Below are 21,210 nucleotides of genomic sequence, written 5' to 3'. Positions count from 1 at the left end.
ATAAAACGCCTCACTCAGGTGCCGCGTCAAGCGGCATCGCAGAGCGAGGCGTTTTTCGTCTCAGTGCTTATTCAACCGGGCACTTGTTGTCGGCGGTGAAGTCATGAACTTCGGTCTTGCCGGCAATGATGTCGGCCTTGGCGGCTTCCACCTTGGCCTTCATGGCGTCGGTCACCAGCGGCTTGTTGTTGTCGTCCATGGCATAGTCCACGCCGCCCTCTTTGAGGCCAAGCGCCTGGATGCCTGGCTTGAAGCCGGCATTGCCTTCTTTCATGATGTTATAGACGGCAACGTCGACATGCTTGACCATCGAGGTCAAGACCTTGCCGGGATGCAGATAGTTCTGGTTGGCGTCCACGCCGATGGAGAGCGCACCACCGTCAGCCGCAGCCTGCAGCACGCCGATGCCGGTGGCACCTGCCGCAGCAAACACCACGTCAGCACCCTTGGCCATCTGGCCCTTGGTGATTTCGCCACCCTTCACCGGGTCGTTCCAGGCCGCACCGGTATCACCGGTCATGTTCTGGAATACGGTTGCGTCCTTCTTGTCAGCCTTCACGCCTTGGGCATAGCCGCAGCCGAACTTGCTGATCAGCGGAATGTCCATGCCGCCGACGAAACCGACCTTGCCGGTCTTTGAGGCTTCAGCAGCCAGAACGCCGACGAGGTAGGAACCTTCATGTTCCTTGAATACGATCGATTCCACATTCGGCAGATCAACAACCATGTCGATGATCGCGAACTTCAGGTCCGGATATTCCTTGGCCACTTTGGTCAACGCTTCGGCCTGGGCAAAGCCAGCGGCGATGATCGGCGAATTGCCCTTTTCGGCAAAATTGCGGATCGCCTGTTCGCGCTGGGCTTCATTGGCGATTTCGAATTCGCCATAAGCCGTGCCGGTTTCGGTCTTGAACTTTTCTGCGCCGTTGAACATCGATTCATTGAACGACTTGTCGAACTTGCCGCCGATGTCGAAAACGATGGCCGGGCCAGCATCCGCCGCGAAGGCCGCCGAGGCCAGAACGGTGGAAAGTGCTGCCGCTGAAAGCAATGATTTGATCATATTGAGGTTCTCCCTGAAAATTTGACCGGCTGATCAAGCCTTGCATCAATGAACGACAAATCGGGGTCATATGCAAGCGGGTTGGAGGAGGGTTGCAAAACCCCCACCCCTTGAACTTTTGCCCGACTTCCCCATTTGATATTCATGGAAAACAAATCTCACACGACAGTCAGCCCCGAACAGCTTCAGGCCATTGGCGCAGGCCTCATGGCCTATGTGAAACCGATGGATGCCGAGGACGCTTCGCGCCTCCTGGGACAGACCATCAAGATCGCGCCCGGCGAGCAGCTTTTCGGCCTTTTCAACGCCAATGGCGCGCCGATTTCGATCTCGCAATCGATTGAGGATGCCGTGGGCAGCGCGCTCGAGCACGAGCTCATGCCCTCAATAGTGAACTAAGGCGCATCAGCTGGGATAGACTTTGCGGGCCACCTCTTGCATGGCCGCAACCATCCACACCAAAAACCGGTCGTCCTTCCGCAATTGCGGATAGACGACCGTTTGTTTGAGTTCGATATCTGTCAACGGCGGCTCCATCACAACCAGATCCAGTGAAGCCGCAAATTTCTCCGCAAAGGCCCGTGAAATCGTGGTCACCAGATCCGTCTGGCTGACAGTGGCAAGCGCCGCCATGAAATGCGGCGTCATCAATTTCATCTCGCGTTTTAAGCCTGCCGCCGCCAGCTGACGGTCAATCTCCGAAACCCCGTCACCAAAAATCCGCACCCCCACATGACCCAGCTTGGCAAACTGCTTCAGTGTGCAGCGTGATCCGGCAGCGGGATTCCCGCGCCGCATGACGAGCGCGAGCCGGTCTTGCCCCATGGGCTGGCTGGCCAGGCCGCGCGGCAGCGGGGTATTGGCCAAAGCAAAAGCAAAATCGAGGGAACCGTCATTCATCCGCTGGAACAAGCCGGGCGAATAGGGTTCCACCGACAGCTCGATCCCCGGCGCTTCCGCGCTCATTTTCTTGACCAAAGGCGGGAAGAACTGGATCGTATGCGTATCCGCCCCCACAAACCGCACCAGCCGCTTTTCCTGCAACGGATCAAAGGCCGAAAAATCGAACAACCCCGACACACGCTGCAAAGCCTGATGCAATTCCGGCTGCAGCAGGGAAGCCTTAGGGGTAAGCGCATATTGCCGCCCGACCCGCACCAGCAAGGGATCATCCAGCACATCGCGCAGGCGCGCCAGCGTGCGGCTCATCGCCGGCTGGCTGAGGCCGGTGGCGCTGGCTGCTTCGCTGACATTGCGCAGCCTCAGCAGCGCTTCCAGCGGCGGCAGCAGGTTCAGGTCAATCCCGTTCAAATTCACTTGGCGCATAGTTCGGATAATATCTATGCATTTGAGGTATGGTCAAGATGGGTCCATGTTTATCTCATCAAAGGAGAACGACATGGAAAAGAACATTCTGATTGTGGGCTACGGCCCGGTAGGCGCTGAAACTGCTGAACAGCTGAAGGCCAGGGATTACAAGGTCACCGTCGCCCAGCGCCGCAGCCCCAAGGATCTGTCCGATGGCCTGGCCTTCACGCCCTGCGATGTGCTGGACCGCGCCTCGGTGATGAGCGCCTTCAAGGGCAAGGATCAGGTCGTGATCTCGATCGGCTTTGCCTATGACGGCAAAGTGTGGATGAAATCCTGGCCGCTGGCGATGGGCAACATTCTGGCCGCCGCCGAAGCCACCGGTGCCCGCGTGGTGTTCATCGACAATCTTTACATGTATGGCCCGCAGGATAAGCCACTGACCGAAGACATGCCGCTGACCAGCTTTGGCGCCAAGCCTTCCACCCGTTCGGTGATCACCCGCATGTGGCAGGATGCTGCAGATGCTGGTGCGGTGAAATTCGCCGCCTTGCGCGCCCCGGATTTCTACGGCCCCGGCGTGTCGCTCTCGCATTTCAGCAATGATGTGTTCAACGCCATTGGCGATGGCAAACCCGCGCAACTGGTGATGAAGCCTGACCTGCCGCATGCTTTTGCCTATGTGCCGGACATTGCGCGCGCTGCCGTCACTTTGCTGGAAGCGCCGGATGCAGATTTCGGGCAGGCCTGGCATGTGCCCTGCGCCCCGGTCAAAACCCCGCGCCAGATGCTGGGCATCGCGGCGCAGGCACTGGGCACCAAGCTGCGCATCCAGGCGCTGCCGCTGGCCTTGATCCCGGTCATTGGTGTCTTCGTGCCCATGCTGCGCGCCATCACCGAAATGCGCTTCCTGTTCGATCGGCCTTATGAAGTGAATGCCGACAAATTCGCCAAGCGCTTCTGGGGCAATGCCACGCCGTTCGAAGTAGGCATTCCCAAGACAGCGCTGGCGGCGCGAAAATAATCGCCCTTCTCCCGTGCGAATGCATGGGAGAAGGTGCCCGACGGGCGGATGAGGGCCTGGTGGCCGACAGTGAGATTTTTACAGCGGGGAGCTGGTAGCAACCAGCCCCTCACCCGCCTGTCGGCACCCTCTCCCATCTGCGACGGGAGAGGGGCGATTACTTTGTAAGCTTACCCGCGAGGGCATCCTGGATCAACTTCACCGTATTGCCCACACCATAAAGCGCCGCGAAAGAACCGAAGCGCGGCCCTTTTTCTTCGCCCAGCAACACCTGATACAGCATGTTGAACCAGGTGAGCGCCACGCCGGCAGAGCCGTCCTTTTGCGTGGTGAGGTAAGGCTCACGGCGGCCTACGTCATAGACCTTCTGCTGAATGTCTTCTGCGCTTGAACCTTCCGGCAAGGATGCGACGGCAGCGGCCAGATCCTTCAGCGCGGTGGCTTCATCAGCGGTCGCAGCACGGTACTGCTTCGCCGGCTTCACGAAATCCTGATAGTAACGGATCGCGTAGCCCACCAGTGAATCCAGGCGCTTGTGCGTCGCAGGATCAAGCTCCGGCTTGTAGCGCTTGATGAAAGCCCACATCACGGCCTTGTCTTCCGTATTGGCCACAGTGGCCAAATTCAGCAGCAGCGTGAACGACAGGCCAGCTCCTTCCGGCTTCGGCGGATTGCCGCCATGGATGTGCCAGACCGGGTTCATCAACTGGTCGGCAATCTTGCCTTCCTGCTTCTGATAGGCGTTCAGGAACGCCTCATACTCATCCACCGCGCGCGGGATCACGTCAAAGAACAACCGCTTCGCCTCGCGTGGCTTCTGATACATGTAAAGCGCCAGCGAATCCGGATCAGCATAGGTCAGCCATTCGTCGATCGTCAGGCCGTTACCCTTCGACTTGGAAATCTTCTGGCCCTTTTCGTCGAGGAACAGCTCATAGACATAATGCTCAGGTGCCGGCACGCCGAGGATTTCGCAGATCGCATCATAGACCGGTGCATTGGTCTGATGGTCCTTGCCAAACATTTCGAAATCCACATGCAAAGCCGCCCAGCGCATGCCGAAATCCGGCTTCCATTGCAGCTTCACCTTGCCGCCGCGCACATCCAGCGTGCAATCGCTGCCATCTTCATCCGTGAAGGTCACAGTGCCGGCCTTCGGGTCCACACTCTTCATCGGCACGTAAAGCACACGGCCACTGATCGGTGAGATCGGCAGCACCGGCGAATATGTGGCCTGGCGCTCTTCACCCAAGGTTGGCAGCATCACGCCCATGATCGCGTCATACTTTTCCAGCACATGGATCAGCATGTCATCGAAGCGGCCGGACTTGTAATATTCACTCGCCGAAGCGAACTCATAGTCAAACCCGAACGTATCCAGAAAGCGCCGCAGCATCGCATTGTTGTGATGGCCGAAGCTTTCATAATCGCCGCCGAACGGATTGGGCACGCGGGTCAGCGGCTTGTGCAGATGCGGCTCAAGGAATGACTTGTCAGGCACATTGTCGGGGATCTTGCGCATCCCGTCCATGTCGTCAGAGAAGCACAGCAGGCGCGTGGGCAGGTCGCTCATCATCGAGAACGCCTTGCGCACCATGGTGGTGCGCGCCACTTCGCCGAATGTGCCGATATGCGGCAGGCCCGAAGGGCCATAGCCGGTTTCGAACAGCACCTGTTTCTGGCCCGACTTCTCCACGCGCTTTAAAATCTTGCGCGCTTCCTCAAAAGGCCAGGCCTTGGAGGCGAGCGCAGCTTCGCGGAGAGCAGGAGAGACGGGCATTTCGGTTCCTTTAAAACAGACGCGCCTCTTTAGAGACGCGTGTGCTTCAGGTCAACTTTACCGCCTGTCCACAATCCCCCTCTTGGGGGAAGGGTGAGTTACGCCAAATACTTCTTGAACCACCCGATCGTCCTACCCCACGCAAGGTCCGCCGCTTCCTTGTTATACCTGGCCGGGTTGGTGTCATTGTTGAATGCGTGGTTGGCGCCCTCATAAACGTACAGCTCATACGTCTTCCCGCCCGCCTTCAGCGCAGCTTCGAAATCCTTGATCCCAGCATTCACCCGCTCATCGAGTCCACCATTCTGCAACAGCAACGGCGCTTTGATCTTGGGCACATCGGCAGCGGGCACCTGCATGCCGTAGTACGCAACGCCAGCATTGAGATCAGGGTCTGCCACCGCCAGCGCATTCACCGCACCGCCACCCCAGCAGAAGCCAACAGCCCCCACCTTGCCATTCGATGCTTCATGTTCAGAAAGCGCAAGCCGCACATCCATCGACATGGCCAGAACATCTTCCGGCTTCAGCGTGCCGATCATCTCGCGCGCCTTGTCCTCATTCTGCGGCGTGCGGCCGATCAGAGAAAGATAATCCGTGCCGAACACCACAAAGCCTTCCAGCGCCACGCGCCGCACAATGTCCTGGATATGCGGGTTGAGGCCACGGTTTTCGTGGATCACCATCACCGCACCTAACTTGCCCTTGGCATCTTTCGGCATGGCGAGAAGGCCATAAATGTCGGGGAGAATCTGCACTTCTTTTGTGACCAGCCTGGGATCATCCGCCGCCACTGTGTCGGCATGGGCGTAATTGTTTTCCAGCTGGGCGAGGATCGGCGTGACCGCAGCAGCACCCGCCAGCGCCTTCAGCCGGTCGAGGAAGTCGCGCCGGTTCATCCCGCCATGCGTGTAAGTGTCGAACAGGTTGATATATTTCTGGTCCATCGCCGTCTCCCTATGTGCCCTCACGATCCCCATCAATTCAGGCAAAGCCGTGACGGTTCCGGATTTCGCGATGTAATACTTTCGTTTTCGATATGTTCTGGCTAGAACGACGCGGTGACTCTGCTTCCCGCTCTCGCCTTCGATCTTCCCGCACCTGCCGTGGCAACACCGGCAGGCGCTGTGGTGGGCGGCGAAACGCTGGCGGCACCTTCCGCCCTCGCGCGGCTTTCGGCAGCGCCCTATCTGATCTGCCATGCCGGGTTTCTGATAGAGCGCCTGGCTCAGCAGGCCGCAGCTCCGCGTTCACATTTGCGTGCCGCGCGTGAGCAGAAGCATTTCGATGTGGCCGAGCTTTTCGCCTTTGTCTGCCCCGCGCGCATGGCCACGCCCACGCCTGCAGGCTTCGCTCGTTCGCTCGGTGTGGATGCGGGCGCCACCGACAGTGAAACCCTTCTCGCAGTGGCGGAGGATTTGCTGCTGCGTCTATCCAGCAAAACCTATCCCTTCCTGCGCGAAGCGGCAGAGAACGCGCATTTCCTCGCCCGCGCTAATTGGCCTTGGGCGAAGTCCGTGCTGCAGGCCATTTTGAAGGCCGATGCAAAACTCGAAGTCGCCAATTTCGCGCCGGGCCTCAATGTCTGGGACCGGATCGAAGAATGGGAAGATGATGGCACCCGCGCTGAAGGCACGCAGATGCCGGTCAGCCAAGATGAAGCCAGGATTTTTCTCACCCGCATTCTGGGGCGCGGAGCTGAAGCGCGCACCAGCCAGCAGGATTATGCGGCCAGCGCCACCCACGCTTTCGAGCCGCGCCAGCGCCGCGAGATCAACAACATTCTCCTTGCGGAAGCGGGAACGGGTCTGGGCAAGACGCTGGGCTATCTCTCGCCGTCTTACCTCTGGGCTCGTAAGAACAATGCGCCGGTGTGGATTTCCACCTACACCCGCAATCTGCAGCGCCAGCTCGATCAGGAAACCGCGCGCCTGGTGCCGGACCCGCAAGAGCGCCGCGAGCAAATCGTGATCCGCAAGGGCCGCGAGAATTATGCCTGCCTCTTGAACATGCAGGAAGTGTTTGGCCGCCTCACCGCCACCAACGCGCGCTCCGCCTTGATGGCCGCCTTGATGGCGCGCTGGGCGCGGTTCAGCCGCGATGGCGATATTGTCGGCGGGGATTTCCCGAACTGGCTGATGCCGCTGTTCTCCGATACCGGCACGGATGGCGAAACACGCAATGTCACGCCGTCGGCACTGGGCCTCACCGACCGGCGCGGCGAATGCATCTATGCCGCCTGTCCGCATTTCAAACGCTGCTTCATCGAAAAATCTGTGCGCGCGGGGCGCAAGGCCGATGTGGTGATCGCCAACCACGCGCTGGTGTTGCACCAAGCCGCCATCGACCACGCCATCGGTGTTGCCAAGACCGAGGAAGAAAACGCTGCTCCCGGTGGCCTGCGCCGCATCGTGTTCGACGAAGGCCATCATCTGTTCGACGCAGCCGACAGCGCGTTCTCCGGCCACCTCACCGGCCTCGAAGCCGCCGAGCTGCGCCGCTGGCTACGTGGCCCGGAGGCCGAGCGCCGCCGCGGGCGCGGCCTCTCCGAGCGCATCGGTGATCTGCTGGCCGACCAGGAACAGGCCGAAAAACTTTTGAAACAGGTGTTGCGCGCGGCAGCCGCCTTGCCCGGCCCCGGCTGGACACGGCGCATCCAGTCCGGCCATGCAGAAGGTGCGGCAGAAACCTTTCTCACATTGCTGCGCCAGCAGGTTCTGGCCCGTTCAGAAGCCGCCGCCACCAATTCGCTGGAAACCGATTGCCTGCCGCTGGTTGATGGCATGAATATCGCGATTGAAGATCTGGTCGAGCAGATGAGCGGTCTGCAAAGGCCGATGACCGGGCTGGCCAATCTGCTGCTCAAGAAGCTCGATGATGAAGCCGCCGAATTGCAAACGCCGGAGCGTGGCCGCATCGAAGCCATCGCGCGCGGCCTGAAGCGCCGTGGTGAATTGATGGTCGGTGGCTGGGTCTCGATGCTGAAGCAATTGCAGGGCGAGGCCAACGCGCTCTTCGTGAACTGGTTCGCTGTGGAGCAGGCGCATGGCCGCGAACATGATGTGGGTTTTCACTCGCACTGGATTGATCCTTCCGTGCCGCTGGCCAATGCCGTGCTGCGCCAGGCCGATGGCATCATCGTCACCTCCGCCACACTCAAAGATCGCCCGCCCGATGTGCCCGATGACTGGAGCAATGCCGAAGCCCGCACCGGCGTGATCCATCTGCCTTACCCGGTGAAGCGCGTGAGTTTTGAATCGCCCTTCGATTATGTCAAGCGCGCGCGGGTGATCGTGGTCACCGATGTGAACCGCGAGGACATGGACCAGATTGCGGCGGCTTATCGAGAACTGTTCATCGCCTCCGGCGGTGGCGCGCTCGGCCTGTTCACGGCGATTGCGCGTCTGCGCGCCGTGCATAAACGCCTCGCCCCCGGCCTCGCCAAAAGGGGCCTGCCGCTTTATGCACAACACATCGACCCGATGGATACCGGCACGTTGGTCGATATGTTCCGCGCCGAACGTGATGCGTGTTTGCTGGGCACCGATGCCGTGCGTGACGGTGTTGACGTGCCGGGCGATTCACTGCGCCTGATTGTGTTGGACCGTGTGCCTTGGGGCACGCCCACCATTCTGGAGCGCGCCCGCGCCGAAGCCTTCGGCGGCAATGCCTATAAGGACATGGTGGTGCGTCTGCGCCTGAGGCAAGCCTTCGGCCGCCTGATCCGCCAACAGGATGATCGCGGCGTGTTCGTCATCCTCGATCCGCGCTTGGCCACAAGATTCACCACCGCCTTCCCACCCGGCATCAAGCTGGACCGCTTGGGCCTGGTCGATGCGATTGATGAAGTGCGCCGCTTCCAGGTGCAGCCCAATTGAAAATTCTAGCGATGAGCGGCAGCCTGCGCACAGGCTCGACCAATACCGCCTTGCTGGAAGCTGCGCGCCTACTGGCCCCGTCCGGTGTGAGCATCACGCTATGGAACGGCCAAGGCGCGCTGCCGCAGTTCAATCCCGATCTGGAAAGCGCTGTTCCCACCGTCGTGCAAGAGTTCCGCGATCTCGTGGGCACAGCCGATGGCCTGCTCATTGCGTGCCCGGAATATGCGCGTGGCCTTCCGGGCGCGTTCAAGAACGCGCTCGACTGGCTGGTCGGTGGCGAGACTTTCGTACGCAAGCCCTTCGTGCAATGGAATGCCTCGCCCCGCGCGTCTGAAGCGCAGAAATCGCTGCGGCTGGTGCTGGAAACCATGTCCGGCATTCACATCGATGAAGCCGCGCTGGCGCTGCCGCTGATCAAGCAGGAGGTGACGGCAGAGAGCATCGCCGCACATCCTGAATGGGCGCCTCAGATCCGCGATGCCCTTGCGGCTTTCATCGCGCGTCTGCAAACACCCGCGCCTTGATCGCCGGCAACCGCCACGCGAACAGCACGCTGCGGGCGAGGAAGAACAGGCACAACCCCATCCACAGCCCGTGGTTCTGATACGCCTTTTCCAACAACACCGAGGCCGGCAGATAGATCGCCAGCGCCAGCACCATCATGTTGCGCATGTCGCGCGTGGCTAGTGCTCCCGTGAATATCCCATCAAACAGAAAGCACGCCGCGCCCAGAACCGGCGTGGCCACCACCCAGGGCAAATAGAGCCGCGCCGTGGCCCGGACCTCTTCATTCACGCTCATCAGATCAATGAAGAACGGCCCGGCTATGAGCGTGATCAGCGAGGCCAGCAGGCCAAAACCCATCGCCCACAGCGTGCCGAGCGAAATCGCTTTTGAGTATCGCACCTTGTCCTGCGCGCCGATCGCCTGGCCGACAAGCGCTTCGGCCGCATAGGCAAAGCCATCAATCAGATACGCCGACACTTCAAAGAAATTCAGCAGCACCGCATTGGCCGCAATGATGATGTTGCCACTGCGTGCACCATGCGCGGTGAACCAGGCAAAAGCGAACAGCAAACACAGCGTGCGCACCATGATATCGGCATTGGCCACCAGTAACGGCTTCAACGTGGCCAGATCAAAGAGCCCGCGCCACGCGATGCCATGCTCCAAAGCCTTGAGGCGGCGGCTGGCCATGTAAATGCCGAAACCCAGCCCCGCATATTCCGCCACGAGGGCCGCAGCACCCACGCCGGAAATGCCCAGGTGAAAATGCAGCACCAGCACCACGCTCAGCACCATGTTGGTGATATTGAGTAAAGCCTGCACGACGAATGCCGAAAGGCTGCGGCCTTGCCCCACGAACCAGCCGAGAATGGCAAAATTCGCCAGCGCAGCCGGTGATGAGAAAATGCGCCAGCTGAAATATTCCGTGGCCGCCGAGCGTACTTCGGGCGAACCGCCCATCAGGCTGATGGCTGTGGGCCCGATCACCGGTGCCAGCGCCAACAACACCAGCCCGATGAAGACGCCCAGCAGCAAGCTACGCCCGATCACCTGTGCCACCGCTTCCGGCTTGCCCGCCCCTAGCGCCTGCGCTGAAAGCCCGCTGGTCGAGAGGCGCAGGAAGCCAAAACCCCAGAACAGGAACGAGAAAATCAGCCCGCCCACCGCCACGCCGCCGATCAGCGAGGCCTCCGGCAGCTGCCCGACCACGCTCGTATTGACCACGCCGATCAGCGGCTCCGTCACATTAGACAGCATGATGGGCACGGCGATGGTCAGGATTGTCCGGTGCGTGATGGCTGTGGTGGGCGCTAAACTCATGCGACACGAGTTGCGGAACTTCTCCGTTTTCGTCAAGTTCCAGTCCTGATGATTTCTCTGCCGCAAAATTTCAGTGACTGGTTCGAAGGCAAAGGCTGGGAGCCGCGCGCCCACCAGCTGGAAATGATGCAGCTGGGCCTTGCGGGCAAAAGCGCTTTGTTGATTTCCCCCACCGGCGGCGGCAAGACGCTGGCGGGCTTTCTGGCCTCGCTGGTGGAACTGGCCGAACCACATGAGACGCAAGGCATCCACACGCTCTATGTCTCACCGCTGAAGGCGCTGGCGGTGGATATCGCCCGCAACCTCGAAGCGCCGGTTTCTGAAATGGGCCTGCCCATCACGATTGAAACCCGCACCGGTGATACGTCGCACGCCAAGCGCCAGCGCCAGCGCCAGAAACCGCCGGACATTCTGATCACCACGCCGGAACAAGTCACGCTGATGATCGCCGATCCAACAGCCGCACATCTGCTGCGGCATCTGAAATGCGTGATCCTCGACGAGCTTCATTCCATCGTCGCGCAAAAGCGTGGCGTGCTGTTGTCACTCGCTCTGTCGCGCCTGCGCGCCCATGCGCCAGAAGCACGCATCATGGGGCTTTCCGCTACCGTCGCTGATCCTGATGCCTTGCGTGCCTGGCTGGTGCCCACCGGTTCTGAAATCGCCCCGCTGGTGCTGGGACGACCGGGTGCTCCGCCGCGCATCCGCATTCTGGAATCGGTGGAGGATGTGCCTTGGGCCGGTCACTCCTCCGTCTATGCCATTCCGGAAATCTATGAAGACATCAAGCGCGCCAACATGACGCTGCTGTTCGTCAACACGCGTTCGCAGGCGGAATTGCTGTTCCAGGAATTGTGGAACGTGAACGAAGACACGCTGCCCATCGCACTTCACCACGGCTCGCTCGACGTGGCGCAGCGGCGCAAGGTGGAGGCGGCGATGGCGGCGGGCAAGTTGAAAGCCGTGGTCGCCACCTCTACGCTGGATCTGGGCATTGACTGGGGTGATGTCGATCTGGTGGTGCAAGTGGGCGCACCCAAAGGCTCCAGCCGCCTCTTGCAGCGCATCGGCCGCGCCAATCACCGGCTGGATGAATCAAGCCAGGCGCTGCTGGTGCCGTCCAATCGCTTCGAGGTTCTCGAATGTGTGGCGGCGCGCGGTGCCGCCACAGAAGGCGCGCAGGATTCAGAATATCCGATGACCAAGAAGCTCGACGTGCTGGCCCAGCATGTCATCGCTTGCGCCTGTTCTGGGCCATTTTTTCCGGATGACCTTTTTGCCGAAGTGAAATCCGCCTTCACCTATCGCAACCTGAAGCGCGAGCGTTTCGATCAGGTTCTGGATTACGTCGCCACCGGCGGTTACGCGCTGAAATCCTATGAGCGCTATGCGAAACTGAAGGTCGATGCGCAGGGCCGCTACAGCATTGCCCATCCGCAATTGGTGCTGCGCTACAAAATGAATATGGGCACCATCGTCGGCAGCGAGATGATGAAGATCAGACTGGCTTCCATCCGAAGGTTGGCCGGCAAGCGCATCATGACCGGCGGTCGCGTGCTGGGCGAGGTCGAAGAATATTTCCTCAGCCAGCTGGCGGTGGGCGACACATTTGCTTTCGCCGGAGAAATCCTCCGCTTCGAAGGCATGGATGAATTCGGCGGGCTCACCACGCGTTCACAAAGCAAAGATGTAAAAGTGCCGTCTTACAATGGCGGCAAGTTCCCGCTCTCGACTTACCTCGCCGATAGAGTGCGCAACATCCTGGCTGATAAATCGCAATGGCAATTCCTGCCGCCGCAAATCCGCGACTGGCTCAGCTTGCAAAGCTGGGCCTCCACCACACCCAATGCCAATCAGATGCTGGTCGAAACCTTTCCGCGCCACGACAAGCATTACATGGTCTGCTATCCGTTTGAGGGCCGCCTCGCGCAGCAAACATTGGGGATGCTGCTCACCCGCCGCCTCGAACGCTGGGGCGCAAGGCCGCTGGGCTTCATCGCGTCGGAATATGCTCTGGTGATCTGGATGGTGAGTGATCTCTCCTTGATGATCCAAACTGGCCGCATCTCGCTCGCCAAGCTGTTCGATGAAGACATGCTGGGGGATGATCTTGAAGCCTGGCTGGCGGAGAGCAATATGATGCGTTCCGCCTTCCGCAATTGCGCCATCATTTCCGGGCTGGTGGAGCGCAATTCACCCGGCAAGGAAAAGACGGCAAGGCAAGTGACGGTCAACACCAATCTCATTTTCGATGCGCTGCGCTCGCACCAGCCCGATCATATCCTGCTGCGCGCGGCCTGGGATGATGCCGCTGATGGCCTGATCAATCTGCAGCGCCTGGGCGCCATGCTGAAGCGCATCCGCGGGCAGATCCTGTACAAGGTGCTGGACCGCGTATCGCCTCTGTCTGTGCCCATCCTGCTCGACATCAGCCGCGAATCGATTCAAGGGGAGGGCGATGATGCCCTTCTCGCCGAAGCCGAGAGAGAGCTGGAACAGGAAGCCAGCCGCCTTGCCTAAAGCCCACACGATTGCGCTGGGCGGACTGTCCCTCATGCCTGATTTGTCCGGCGTGCTGCATGTGCCTGAGCTTGAAACGCTGATCATTTCTGATTTGCATCTGGAACAGGGCACTTCATTGGCGCGGCGCGGCATCCGCGTGCCACCCTTTGATACGGCGATGACACTGACGCTGCTGGAAGGCGTGGTGAAGCGCTTCAAGCCGCAGCGCCTGGTGTTCCTCGGCGACAGTTTCCACGATGGCGATGGCGAGAACCGTCTGGAAGATGAATTGCTCGTCCGGCTTTCAACGCTCACCGGCGCGCATGACACATTCTGGATTTGCGGCAACCACGATCCTCTGCCGCCGCAGAAACTGCCGGGCCATGCGGCGGATCACATCATTCTTGGGCCGTTGATGTTGCGTCACGAGCCAGGACGGCTGGGCGACGGCGAACTGGAAATCTGTGGCCACCTCCATCCCGGCTGTGGTGTCTCGCATCGGGGCCGCAGGGTCTACGGCAAATGCTTCATCGCCGATGGCCGCCGCCTGATCATGCCTGCCTTCGGGGCCTATACCGGCGCACTGCCGGTGCATTCCAAGCCCTATGCCGGCCTGTTCAACCACGATGAAACCAGCGTGTGGATGCTGGGCCGCGAGCAGATCTACAAATTCCCGTTCAGCCGGACGGGATAGTTCAAACGCAAACCCCCGCTTTCGCGGGGGTTGGGAAGGTTTGAAGAAAGTGGGAAGTCTTATCCCACCCGGTCCTGCATCGCAGAAAGCAGATCCGGCGTTACCTTGCCAGTCGCCTTCATGCCTTCACGGATCTGGAACAGCTTGATCGCGTTCGATGTCTTGGCATCGAGCGCACCGTCCAGCGTGCCGACCCGATAGCCCAACTGATCCAGCAATTTCTTGGCCGCATCATTCGGGTTATCATTCATGCTCTGCTTGTTGGCAGAGGCTTTGGCGGGGGCAGGGTTCCATTGCGCGTCATTGACGGCCACAACGTTGGCGGCATCCGGCGCCTTGGTGGGAACCCAGGTGGTGAAGCGCTGCTTCACTGCGTCAACGATTGTCGGTGACATGCTCTTGGATAGAACTTTCACGCGCGCCTTTGCATCCACGTCGTCTTGCGAAGCGGCGGCCATGTACCAGAACAAGGCTTCATTCACGTCCTGCTTGGTGCCCAGGCCGCGCTCCATCAGAACGGCAAGATTGAACTCGCTGTCCTTCAGGCCGTGTGCAGCAGCGAGCGAGAACCACTTGAACGCCTTGTTATAATCAGGCCCTCCAGCATCGGTGCCGGCGGCCAGAACCGCAGCATTATGCATGGCTTTCACATTGCCCATCGTGCCGGCTTTTTCATACCAGGCCAAGGCGGTGGAGAGATTCTTGTCAACGCCGGTGCCGCGTTCATAAAGCGTGGCGAGGCGGTATTGCGCAGGCGCCAGGCCCGCAGTTGCAGCCTTGCCATACCAATAGGCAGCCTTGTTGTAATCCTGCCCGGTGGTGTCACCATTGAGATAATGCGTGGCCACAATGAATTGTGCGGTGTTGTCGCCAGCGGTGGCGGCTTCGCGCAGTTTCTGTGGGCCGACGGCTGCATCGAGCGCTGCCGTGGCGGTAGCATTGATGTCCACGCCCTTTTTGGTGGCTGGCGAGATGGCGCCGGTGGTGATCGGGTCGATCTGCAGCATCTGGTCGCTGGCATCGCTCTGCTGGCCCTGCACCATGGGTGCAGGTTCAGGCAGCGGCGGTACGCCCTGGTCGGGTGCGGCAAGGCTGGGCACCTGGCCTGAAGGGGCCGGGATCTGCGAAGTTTGGCCAGCCTGGCTGTCCACCATCGGGGCTTCGTTGGAAACCGGCGGCGTGGCCTGCTGTTCGATGGCCACCGGCTTGGCATTCTGCTGCGTATGCACGCGGCTCAGCATGTTGGTGGTGGCAAAGGTGGCAACGGCGAGAAGCAGCAGGCCCAACACCACGAGGCGGCGCTTGCCGCCTTCATTGCTGTTGGCGGCTTTCAGCGCACCTGCCTTGCCCGCAGGCTTGGCGGATTTGGCTTTGTCACCGCCACCCATGAAGGGCAGGGTAAAGCCCTTGCTGGTCTTCGCTGCAGTCTTGTTGCCCCTGCCCGGAACGATGCTTGAAAGCTGAGAAGGCTGGGCATTGTTGGCCTGATGGAGACGGCGTGCCGCGGCAATCAGATCGCTGATCCCGCCAGCCGGTGAGCTGGTAGCGGCAGCTTCCGTTTCGAAAGGATTGCTGGCTTCGCCTTCGGTTTTCGCCGGCTTTTCAAGCTCCAGCTTCACCTCTGGTTCTTCATCCGCAAACGGATTGCGGCCCAGCTTTTCTTCCGGGCGCTCAAACGGGTTGTCCAATGCGGCAGCGGCCTGCGGAGCCACAGCTGCGCCTACGCGCTGGCCGATGGCGGCAGTTTCAAGTTCCGCCAGCTTGGAGACGATCTGCTCCAGCGTTTCATGCACGGCTTCCAGGGTTTCCTGGTTGCGGGTGTCGGCATTTTCGGCGGCTTCGCGCACGGCCTTCAAGCCGTTCTCAAGCGCCACGATTTCCGGCGAACCAGAAACGGACGCTGGCGGCAGATCAATGCCTTCAGCGTTAGCAGCATAGGCAGCCTGCGGAGCCTTGCGGCTTTCCTCAAACGCTTCGTAGAGCTGCGCAATGGCGCGCTCGATCGTGTCGAGATGCGTCAGCTGCTGCTCAGTGCGCGCCAGGCGTTCGTCCATCTCGCGCAGCTTCGGATTATCGCCGGCGGGCGCATGGCCCTGTGACAGGCGCTGATCCAACTCGGCAAAGCGGCGCTCGACTTCAGATGCCATGCTGCCGCCCAGGCCTTGCTGTTCGGCGCGTTCAAGTTTCTGGGCAATCTCAATAATGCGGCGGTCAAGTTCAGCCAGCGGCTTTGAATCGCCACCTGCCGTCACCCGGCTGGTGAGTTGTTCAACGGCCACCTTGAGCGCGCTGACATCGCGGTCCGTTGCGGCATTCTTGGCAGCATCGTCAATGCGCGAATTCAACTTGTCGATCTCGCCACGGAAGCGCTGCAACTCGGCAGGGCCCACATGATTGGCGAGAATGCTTTGTTTGGCTTCATTGAGCAGGCCAATCAGGCGGCCTTCAATGGCGCGCAATTCACTTTGGGCGGTCTGCACGGCTTGCGTCTGGGCGCGGCTGGCCAATTGCTCGGAAGATTCACGCACCGTGTCGATGCGGTTGGCCAATTGTTCAATTTCGCCGCGGAGCTGGTCACCCGGATTTTGCACCGGTTGGTCCAGCTTGCGGGCCAATTCCGTCAGGCGGGTTTCAAGCTGGCTGAAGGCCGGAGCCTGGCGCAGCATCTGGTCGCTGCCTGTGCCGCTAAGGCGCGAGGACATCTGGTCCTGCAGCGTCTTCATGTTTTCGCGGATGCGCTTGTCGGACACATCGAGATGCTCGATGATGTTGCGCACAGCCTTTTCCAATGCCTGGTAAGACGGCGTTTCTTCAAACTTCGGAACCGGCGGCGGCTGGTGGCGCGTCACCTGCTTGCTGATATTGGCCAGGCGCTCATTGACGGCGCTGAAGGCTTCCACTGTCTGGCGCTCGTGCGAATCCACGCGGCTCAGGATCTTGGCGAAGTTGACCTGACTGTCCACTTGCGCGTTGGCGTTATACGCACCTGCAGTTTCTACAAAAGGCAAACGCGAGAGTTTCTCGGCAATGTCTTCCAGCTTGCTGGCGGCGCGTTCAATCGGATGCGGCGGCTGTGCGCCATCAAAGCGCTTGCTTCCGGTCATGGTGCGGCCACGCGGTGTTTCTTCAGGCGTATCGTCATAGGATTCAGCTTGCTCATTGATCGCAGAATTCAGCCATTCGCCCAGAGTCATGCCAGAACGGCGCGCAGCCGACTTCGCTGCTTCCCTGAGCCCAGGTTCAACACCCTTGATGCTCCACGGAACTCCTGGCTTCATGTTTTGTAACTCCAGCAAACGAATGAAGTGCCAACAGGGCACACCACTTCACTGATGCTAAAAGTTAACTTTTTAGGTAAATATCGCGTTAAGAAGGGGCCTCAATTTGAATGATTCTTTTCAGAACCGGCCCGCGATGCAGAACAATTTAGCCTTTGTTAATTCCCCGCTGAACAGAAACGCCAATTATCGCACTGACGAAGCCTGGTTGTTAACGAAGCTTAACGCGCCCGCCGCCAAATTCCTGCAGATCCATGGTGACGGCGTGCTGATGAACGGTGAGTCTCTGGTGGTGGCGCGGCCTGAACCAGCGGCTGATTATGTCTATCTTGGCGATGATGAAAAGCATGCGCCCTGGTTTGCCTATTCAAGGCCAAGCAATGAACCGCTGACGGCGTTGCGCCCCCTGATGTTGAGCAACATGCTGTCGCGCGAAGAACTCTCCATTGTCGCGCAGGCGCGCAGTCTGGTGCATTGGCATGAGCGTCATGGCTTCTGTGCCAATTGCGGGCACGCCACGCAAATGTCTGATGCCGGCTATCGCCGCCATTGCCCATCCTGCAAGACCGATCATTTTCCGCGCACTGATCCCGTGGTCATCATGGCGGTGCGCCATGGCGACAACATTCTCTTGGGCCGCCAGAAGGCCTGGGCACCGGGCATGTATTCTTGCGTGGCGGGCTTCATGGAGCCGGGCGAAACATTGGAACAAGCTGTGGCGCGTGAAGTATTCGAGGAAACCGGCGTGGTGGTGGGCAAGGTCACTTATGTGGCCAGCCAGCCCTGGCCTTTCCCATCCAGCCTGATGATCGGCTGCATCGCAGAGACCGATCAGGCCGAAATCATTGTCGATGAAAAAGAACTTGAAAATGCCCGCTGGTTCAGCCGCGCGGAAGTGGGCCTGATGCTCGAGCAGAAGCATCCGGAAAAGCTCACCGCGTCGATGCCGCACGCCATCGCGCATCACGTGATGTCTATTGCGCTGCAATAATTATTTTAGCCTAAAAAATAAATATGGACGCCTCGCGAGCTCAAGCCTAGTCTGCCGCAAAACTAATATAATAGATGCAGGCGAGGGCTCCCATGTTTCTGGGATTGGATTTTGGCACGTCTTCGGTGAAAGGCGTGATCATCGATGACAAGCAAAAGCTGATTGCCACGGCTTCATCGCCCCTGAAAGTTTCGCGCCCGCATCCCGGTTGGTCCGAGCAAAATCCCGAAGATTGGTGGAAGGCAGCAAATGCTGTCGTGAAAGCGCTGCGCAAGCAGAAGCCCAAGGCCATCGCCGCCGTCAAAGGCATCGGCATGTCCGGCCAGCAGCACGGTGCCACTTTGCTTGATAAAAACGGTAAGGTGTTGCGCCCTTGCATCCTGTGGAATGACGCGCGCAGCTTTGCCGAATGTGAAGACATTCTGCGCGATTGCCCGGAAGCGCCTGCGATCACCGGCAATGTGCCGCTGGCCGGTTTCACCGCGCCCAAACTGGTCTGGGTGCGCAAACACGAACGCAAGATTTTCGACCAGGTAGCGAAAGTGCTGCTGCCCAAGGATTATATCCGCTTCCGCATGACCGGCACTTACGGTTCCGACATGAGCGACAGTGCGGGCAGCTACTGGCTCGATGTGGCCAAGCGCGACTGGTCGGAGACTGTGCTCAAGGCAACCCATATGCGCCGCGACCAGATGCCTGAACTGTTCGAAGGCACAGATGCCACCGGCCGGATCAGCGACAAGCTGGCCAAGGACTGGGGCATGCCGCTAAAGCCCGTCGTGGCAGGCGGTGGTGGCGACAATGCATCAGCCGCTGTCGGCATCGGTGCGGTGCATGATGGCGATGCCATTCTTTCGCTCGGCACATCCGGGGTGCTGTTCGTCGCCAACAAAAATTTCAGCCCCAACACCGAACGCCGCGTGCATGCCTTCTGCCATGCCGTGCCCGGCCAGTGGCATCAGATGGGCGTGATCCTTTCCGCCACCGACTCGATTGAATGGCTGGCGCGTTTGCTGAAAACACCCGCACCGAAACTCACGGCGGCCTTGGGCAAAAAGCTCGATGGCCCGTCATCGGTTCTGCTGCTTCCCTATTTCTCCGGCGAGCGCACCCCGGTGGGCGACAGCCAGATCCGTGGTGCCATGCTCGGCCTCAGCCATGAAAGCACCGCCAGCGAATTGACCCATGCGGTACTGGACGGCGTGGCCTTCGCCTTCCGTGATTGCCTCGAAGCTTTGCGCCAGGCTGGCACCGATGTGAAACGCGTCACCGCTGTGGGCGGCGGCACCCATTCGGAAATCTGGCTGAAGATTATCGCCACTGTACTGGGTATTCCGATTGACCTGCCAGCGGCGGGCGATGTGGGCGGCGCTTTCGGTGGCGCACGCATGGGCATGATGGCCGCCACCGGTGCGTCTTACGAAAAAGTTTGCACCAAGCCCAAAATCGCCAAGACCATCCTGCCGGAAAAGCAGGCCAAGGCGGCCTATGACGCCGCCTACCAGCGCTACACAAAGATTTATCCCAACATCAAGGACATCAGATGAATTTCTATTTGCATAAAGACGCCGTAAAATATGAAGGCCCGAACAGCCAGAATGCGCTGGCCTTCAAATGGTACAATCCATCGCAGCAAGTGATGGGCAAATCCATGCGCGATCATCTGCGCTTTGCGGTTTGCTATTGGCACACTTTGTGCTGGCCGGGTGGTGATCCCTTCGGCGGCGAGACCTTCAACCGCGAATGGCATCACATGGCCGACCCGATGAAGGCCGCCGAAGTGAAGGCCGAACTGATGTTCGAGACACTGCGTCTGCTCGACATCGACTATTTCACTTTCCACGATCTCGACATTGCACCTGAAGGTAAGAATCTGCAGGAGTTCAATGCGAACGTTTCGGCGATCGCCAAGATCCTCGAAAAGCAGATGGCCAAGCACAACAAGAAACTGTTGTGGGGTACCGCCAACATGTTCTCCAACCGCCGCTTCATGGCAGGTGCCGCCACCAATCCCGATCCGGATGTATTCGCCTATTGCGCCGCGCAAGTGAAACACGCGCTCGACGTGACGCATGGCCTGGGCGGTGAAAACTATGTGATGTGGGGCGGCCGTGAAGGCTATGAGACCCTGATCAACACCCGCATTGGGCATGAGCTGCATCAGGCCGGGCGCTTCCTCTCGCTCGTTGTCGATTACAAGCACAAGATCGGCTTCAAGGGCCCGATCCTGATCGAGCCGAAGCCGAAGGAACCTTCGACCCATCAGTATGATTACGACGTGGCGTCGATCTGGGGCATGCTCAAGTCTTACGGCCTGGAAAAGGACGTGAAGATGAACATCGAGCAGAACCACGCCATTCTGGCCGGCCATACATTCGAGCATGAAATTGCGCTGGCATCTTCGCTGGGCATTTTCGGTTCGCTCGATCTCAATCGTGGTGGCTATCAAGTGGGTTGGGACACTGACCAGTTCGCCATGAATGTGCCAGAACTCACATTGATGATGCTGGAAGTGATCCGCGCTGGCGGCTTCACCACCGGCGGCATGAATTTCGACGCCAAGATCCGCCGCCAGTCGATTGACCCGGATGATCTGCTGCATGCACATGTGGCCTCGATGGACGCCTGCGCACGCGGGCTCCTGAACGCCGCGAAGATCATCGCCGATGGCAAGCTCGATGCCGAAATCGCCAAGCGTTATTCCGGCTGGGACAAGCCGGAAAACAAGGCCATGCTCGACAAGGGCGCCAGCCTCGATGCGATTGCCGCGCGCGTGCACAAGGACAAGATCGAACCGCAACCCAGATCGGCCCGCCAGGAATATCTGGAAGGCCTGCTGAACAACGTCTGATCAAGAACAAA

At 59.7% G+C, this 21,210-nt stretch carries 15 protein-coding genes; 9 read left to right on the top strand and 6 right to left on the bottom strand.

Features of this window, described 5'->3' with window-relative positions:
* Positions 1-67 precede the first annotated feature (67 nt).
* Positions 68-1,063, bottom strand: coding sequence for a BMP family lipoprotein (locus tag F8B91_RS11070; RefSeq protein ID WP_196503752.1), 996 nt, complete (start codon positions 1,061-1,063; stop codon positions 68-70).
* Positions 1,064-1,207: 144 nt separating this feature from the next.
* Between F8B91_RS11070 and F8B91_RS11065 the strand changes: the two genes are divergently transcribed.
* Positions 1,208-1,462 (top strand): DUF1150 family protein, encoded by a 255-nt coding sequence (locus F8B91_RS11065; RefSeq protein ID WP_196503751.1) that lies wholly within the window; start codon positions 1,208-1,210, stop codon positions 1,460-1,462.
* Between the two features lie 6 nt (positions 1,463-1,468).
* On the opposite strand, the gene F8B91_RS11060 is transcribed toward F8B91_RS11065, so the two are convergent.
* Positions 1,469-2,389, bottom strand: coding sequence for a LysR family transcriptional regulator (locus F8B91_RS11060; protein WP_196503750.1), 921 nt, complete (start codon positions 2,387-2,389; stop codon positions 1,469-1,471).
* 73 nt (positions 2,390-2,462) lie between these two features.
* On the opposite strand from F8B91_RS11060, the gene F8B91_RS11055 reads away from it, so the two are divergent.
* A complete protein-coding gene (locus F8B91_RS11055; protein WP_196503749.1) occupies positions 2,463-3,395 on the top strand; it encodes an NAD-dependent epimerase/dehydratase family protein in 933 nt (310 codons plus the stop codon).
* 157 nt (positions 3,396-3,552) lie between these two features.
* On the opposite strand, the gene F8B91_RS11050 is transcribed toward F8B91_RS11055, so the two are convergent.
* The gene (locus tag F8B91_RS11050) at positions 3,553-5,175 is read right to left on the bottom strand and encodes a lysine--tRNA ligase (protein WP_196503748.1); all 1,623 of its coding nucleotides are present in this window, start codon (positions 5,173-5,175) and stop codon (positions 3,553-3,555) included.
* A 98-nt stretch (positions 5,176-5,273) separates the two neighbouring features.
* Positions 5,274-6,122, bottom strand: coding sequence for a dienelactone hydrolase family protein (locus F8B91_RS11045; protein WP_196503747.1), 849 nt, complete (start codon positions 6,120-6,122; stop codon positions 5,274-5,276).
* A 114-nt stretch (positions 6,123-6,236) separates the two neighbouring features.
* Between F8B91_RS11045 and F8B91_RS11040 the strand changes: the two genes are divergently transcribed.
* Both F8B91_RS11040 and F8B91_RS11035 read left to right on the top strand, forming a co-directional pair.
* A complete protein-coding gene (locus tag F8B91_RS11040; protein WP_196503746.1) occupies positions 6,237-9,053 on the top strand; it encodes a helicase C-terminal domain-containing protein in 2,817 nt (938 codons plus the stop codon).
* Positions 9,054-9,064: 11 nt separating this feature from the next.
* A complete protein-coding gene (locus tag F8B91_RS11035; protein WP_196503745.1) occupies positions 9,065-9,580 on the top strand; it encodes an NADPH-dependent FMN reductase in 516 nt (171 codons plus the stop codon).
* Here F8B91_RS11035 and F8B91_RS11030 read toward each other — a convergent pair.
* Positions 9,549-10,919 carry an MATE family efflux transporter gene (locus F8B91_RS11030; protein WP_210324355.1) on the bottom strand — a complete coding sequence of 457 codons (1,371 nt, stop codon included), beginning with the start codon at positions 10,917-10,919 and terminating at the stop codon, positions 9,549-9,551. The two genes, F8B91_RS11035 and F8B91_RS11030, sit on opposite strands and share 32 nt — an antisense overlap.
* 12 nt (positions 10,920-10,931) lie before the next feature.
* Between F8B91_RS11030 and F8B91_RS11025 the strand changes: the two genes are divergently transcribed.
* On the top strand, positions 10,932-13,403 hold the full coding sequence (locus F8B91_RS11025; protein WP_196503743.1) for a ligase-associated DNA damage response DEXH box helicase: 2,472 nt from the start codon (positions 10,932-10,934) through the stop codon (positions 13,401-13,403).
* Positions 13,396-14,079 carry a ligase-associated DNA damage response endonuclease PdeM gene (pdeM, locus tag F8B91_RS11020; RefSeq protein WP_196503742.1) on the top strand — a complete coding sequence of 228 codons (684 nt, stop codon included), beginning with the start codon at positions 13,396-13,398 and terminating at the stop codon, positions 14,077-14,079. Before F8B91_RS11025 ends, pdeM begins: the two co-directional genes overlap by 8 nt.
* 59 nt (positions 14,080-14,138) lie before the next feature.
* On the opposite strand, the gene F8B91_RS11015 is transcribed toward pdeM, so the two are convergent.
* Complete coding sequence (locus tag F8B91_RS11015; protein ID WP_196503741.1) at positions 14,139-17,357, bottom strand: peptidoglycan-binding protein; 3,219 nt, start codon at positions 17,355-17,357, stop codon at positions 14,139-14,141.
* Positions 17,358-17,565: 208 nt separating this feature from the next.
* Here F8B91_RS11015 and nudC point away from each other — a divergent pair, with 208 nt between their 5' ends.
* The 3 genes from nudC (at position 17,566) to xylA (ending at position 21,199) form a co-directional block, all read left to right on the top strand.
* Positions 17,566-18,348: an NAD(+) diphosphatase gene (nudC, locus tag F8B91_RS11010; protein ID WP_196503740.1), complete on the top strand. Its 783-nt coding sequence runs from the start codon at positions 17,566-17,568 to the stop codon at positions 18,346-18,348.
* 92 nt (positions 18,349-18,440) lie between these two features.
* On the top strand, positions 18,441-19,895 hold the full coding sequence (gene xylB, locus F8B91_RS11005) for a xylulokinase (protein ID WP_196503739.1): 1,455 nt from the start codon (positions 18,441-18,443) through the stop codon (positions 19,893-19,895).
* A complete protein-coding gene (xylA, locus tag F8B91_RS11000) occupies positions 19,892-21,199 on the top strand; it encodes a xylose isomerase (RefSeq protein WP_196503738.1) in 1,308 nt (435 codons plus the stop codon). The genes xylB and xylA overlap by 4 nt, the downstream gene beginning before the upstream one ends.
* Positions 21,200-21,210: the final 11 nt, after the last annotated feature.

The organism is Aestuariivirga litoralis (assembly GCF_015714715.1).
Lineage (GTDB): Bacteria > Pseudomonadota > Alphaproteobacteria > Rhizobiales > Aestuariivirgaceae > Aestuariivirga > Aestuariivirga litoralis_A.
The sequence above is the reverse complement of the archived record's forward strand: the minus strand, read 5'-3'. Positions and strand labels throughout refer to the sequence as shown.

What these genes read in the sequence shown, in the direction of transcription:
- F8B91_RS11070 (WP_196503752.1), bottom strand. Translation starts at nt 1,063, where the DNA reads ATGATCAAATCATTGCTTTCAGCGGCAGCACTTTCCACCGTTCTGGCC.
- F8B91_RS11065 (WP_196503751.1), top strand. Translation starts at nt 1,208, where the DNA reads ATGGAAAACAAATCTCACACGACAGTCAGCCCCGAACAGCTTCAGGCC.
- F8B91_RS11060 (WP_196503750.1), bottom strand. Translation starts at nt 2,389, where the DNA reads ATGCGCCAAGTGAATTTGAACGGGATTGACCTGAACCTGCTGCCGCCG.
- F8B91_RS11055 (WP_196503749.1), top strand. Translation starts at nt 2,463, where the DNA reads ATGGAAAAGAACATTCTGATTGTGGGCTACGGCCCGGTAGGCGCTGAA.
- F8B91_RS11050 (WP_196503748.1), bottom strand. Translation starts at nt 5,175, where the DNA reads ATGCCCGTCTCTCCTGCTCTCCGCGAAGCTGCGCTCGCCTCCAAGGCC.
- F8B91_RS11045 (WP_196503747.1), bottom strand. Translation starts at nt 6,122, where the DNA reads ATGGACCAGAAATATATCAACCTGTTCGACACTTACACGCATGGCGGG.
- F8B91_RS11035 (WP_196503745.1), top strand. Translation starts at nt 9,065, where the DNA reads ATGAGCGGCAGCCTGCGCACAGGCTCGACCAATACCGCCTTGCTGGAA.
- F8B91_RS11025 (WP_196503743.1), top strand. Translation starts at nt 10,932, where the DNA reads ATGATTTCTCTGCCGCAAAATTTCAGTGACTGGTTCGAAGGCAAAGGC.
- F8B91_RS11015 (WP_196503741.1), bottom strand. Translation starts at nt 17,357, where the DNA reads ATGAAGCCAGGAGTTCCGTGGAGCATCAAGGGTGTTGAACCTGGGCTC.
- xylB (WP_196503739.1), top strand. Translation starts at nt 18,441, where the DNA reads ATGTTTCTGGGATTGGATTTTGGCACGTCTTCGGTGAAAGGCGTGATC.
- xylA (WP_196503738.1), top strand. Translation starts at nt 19,892, where the DNA reads ATGAATTTCTATTTGCATAAAGACGCCGTAAAATATGAAGGCCCGAAC.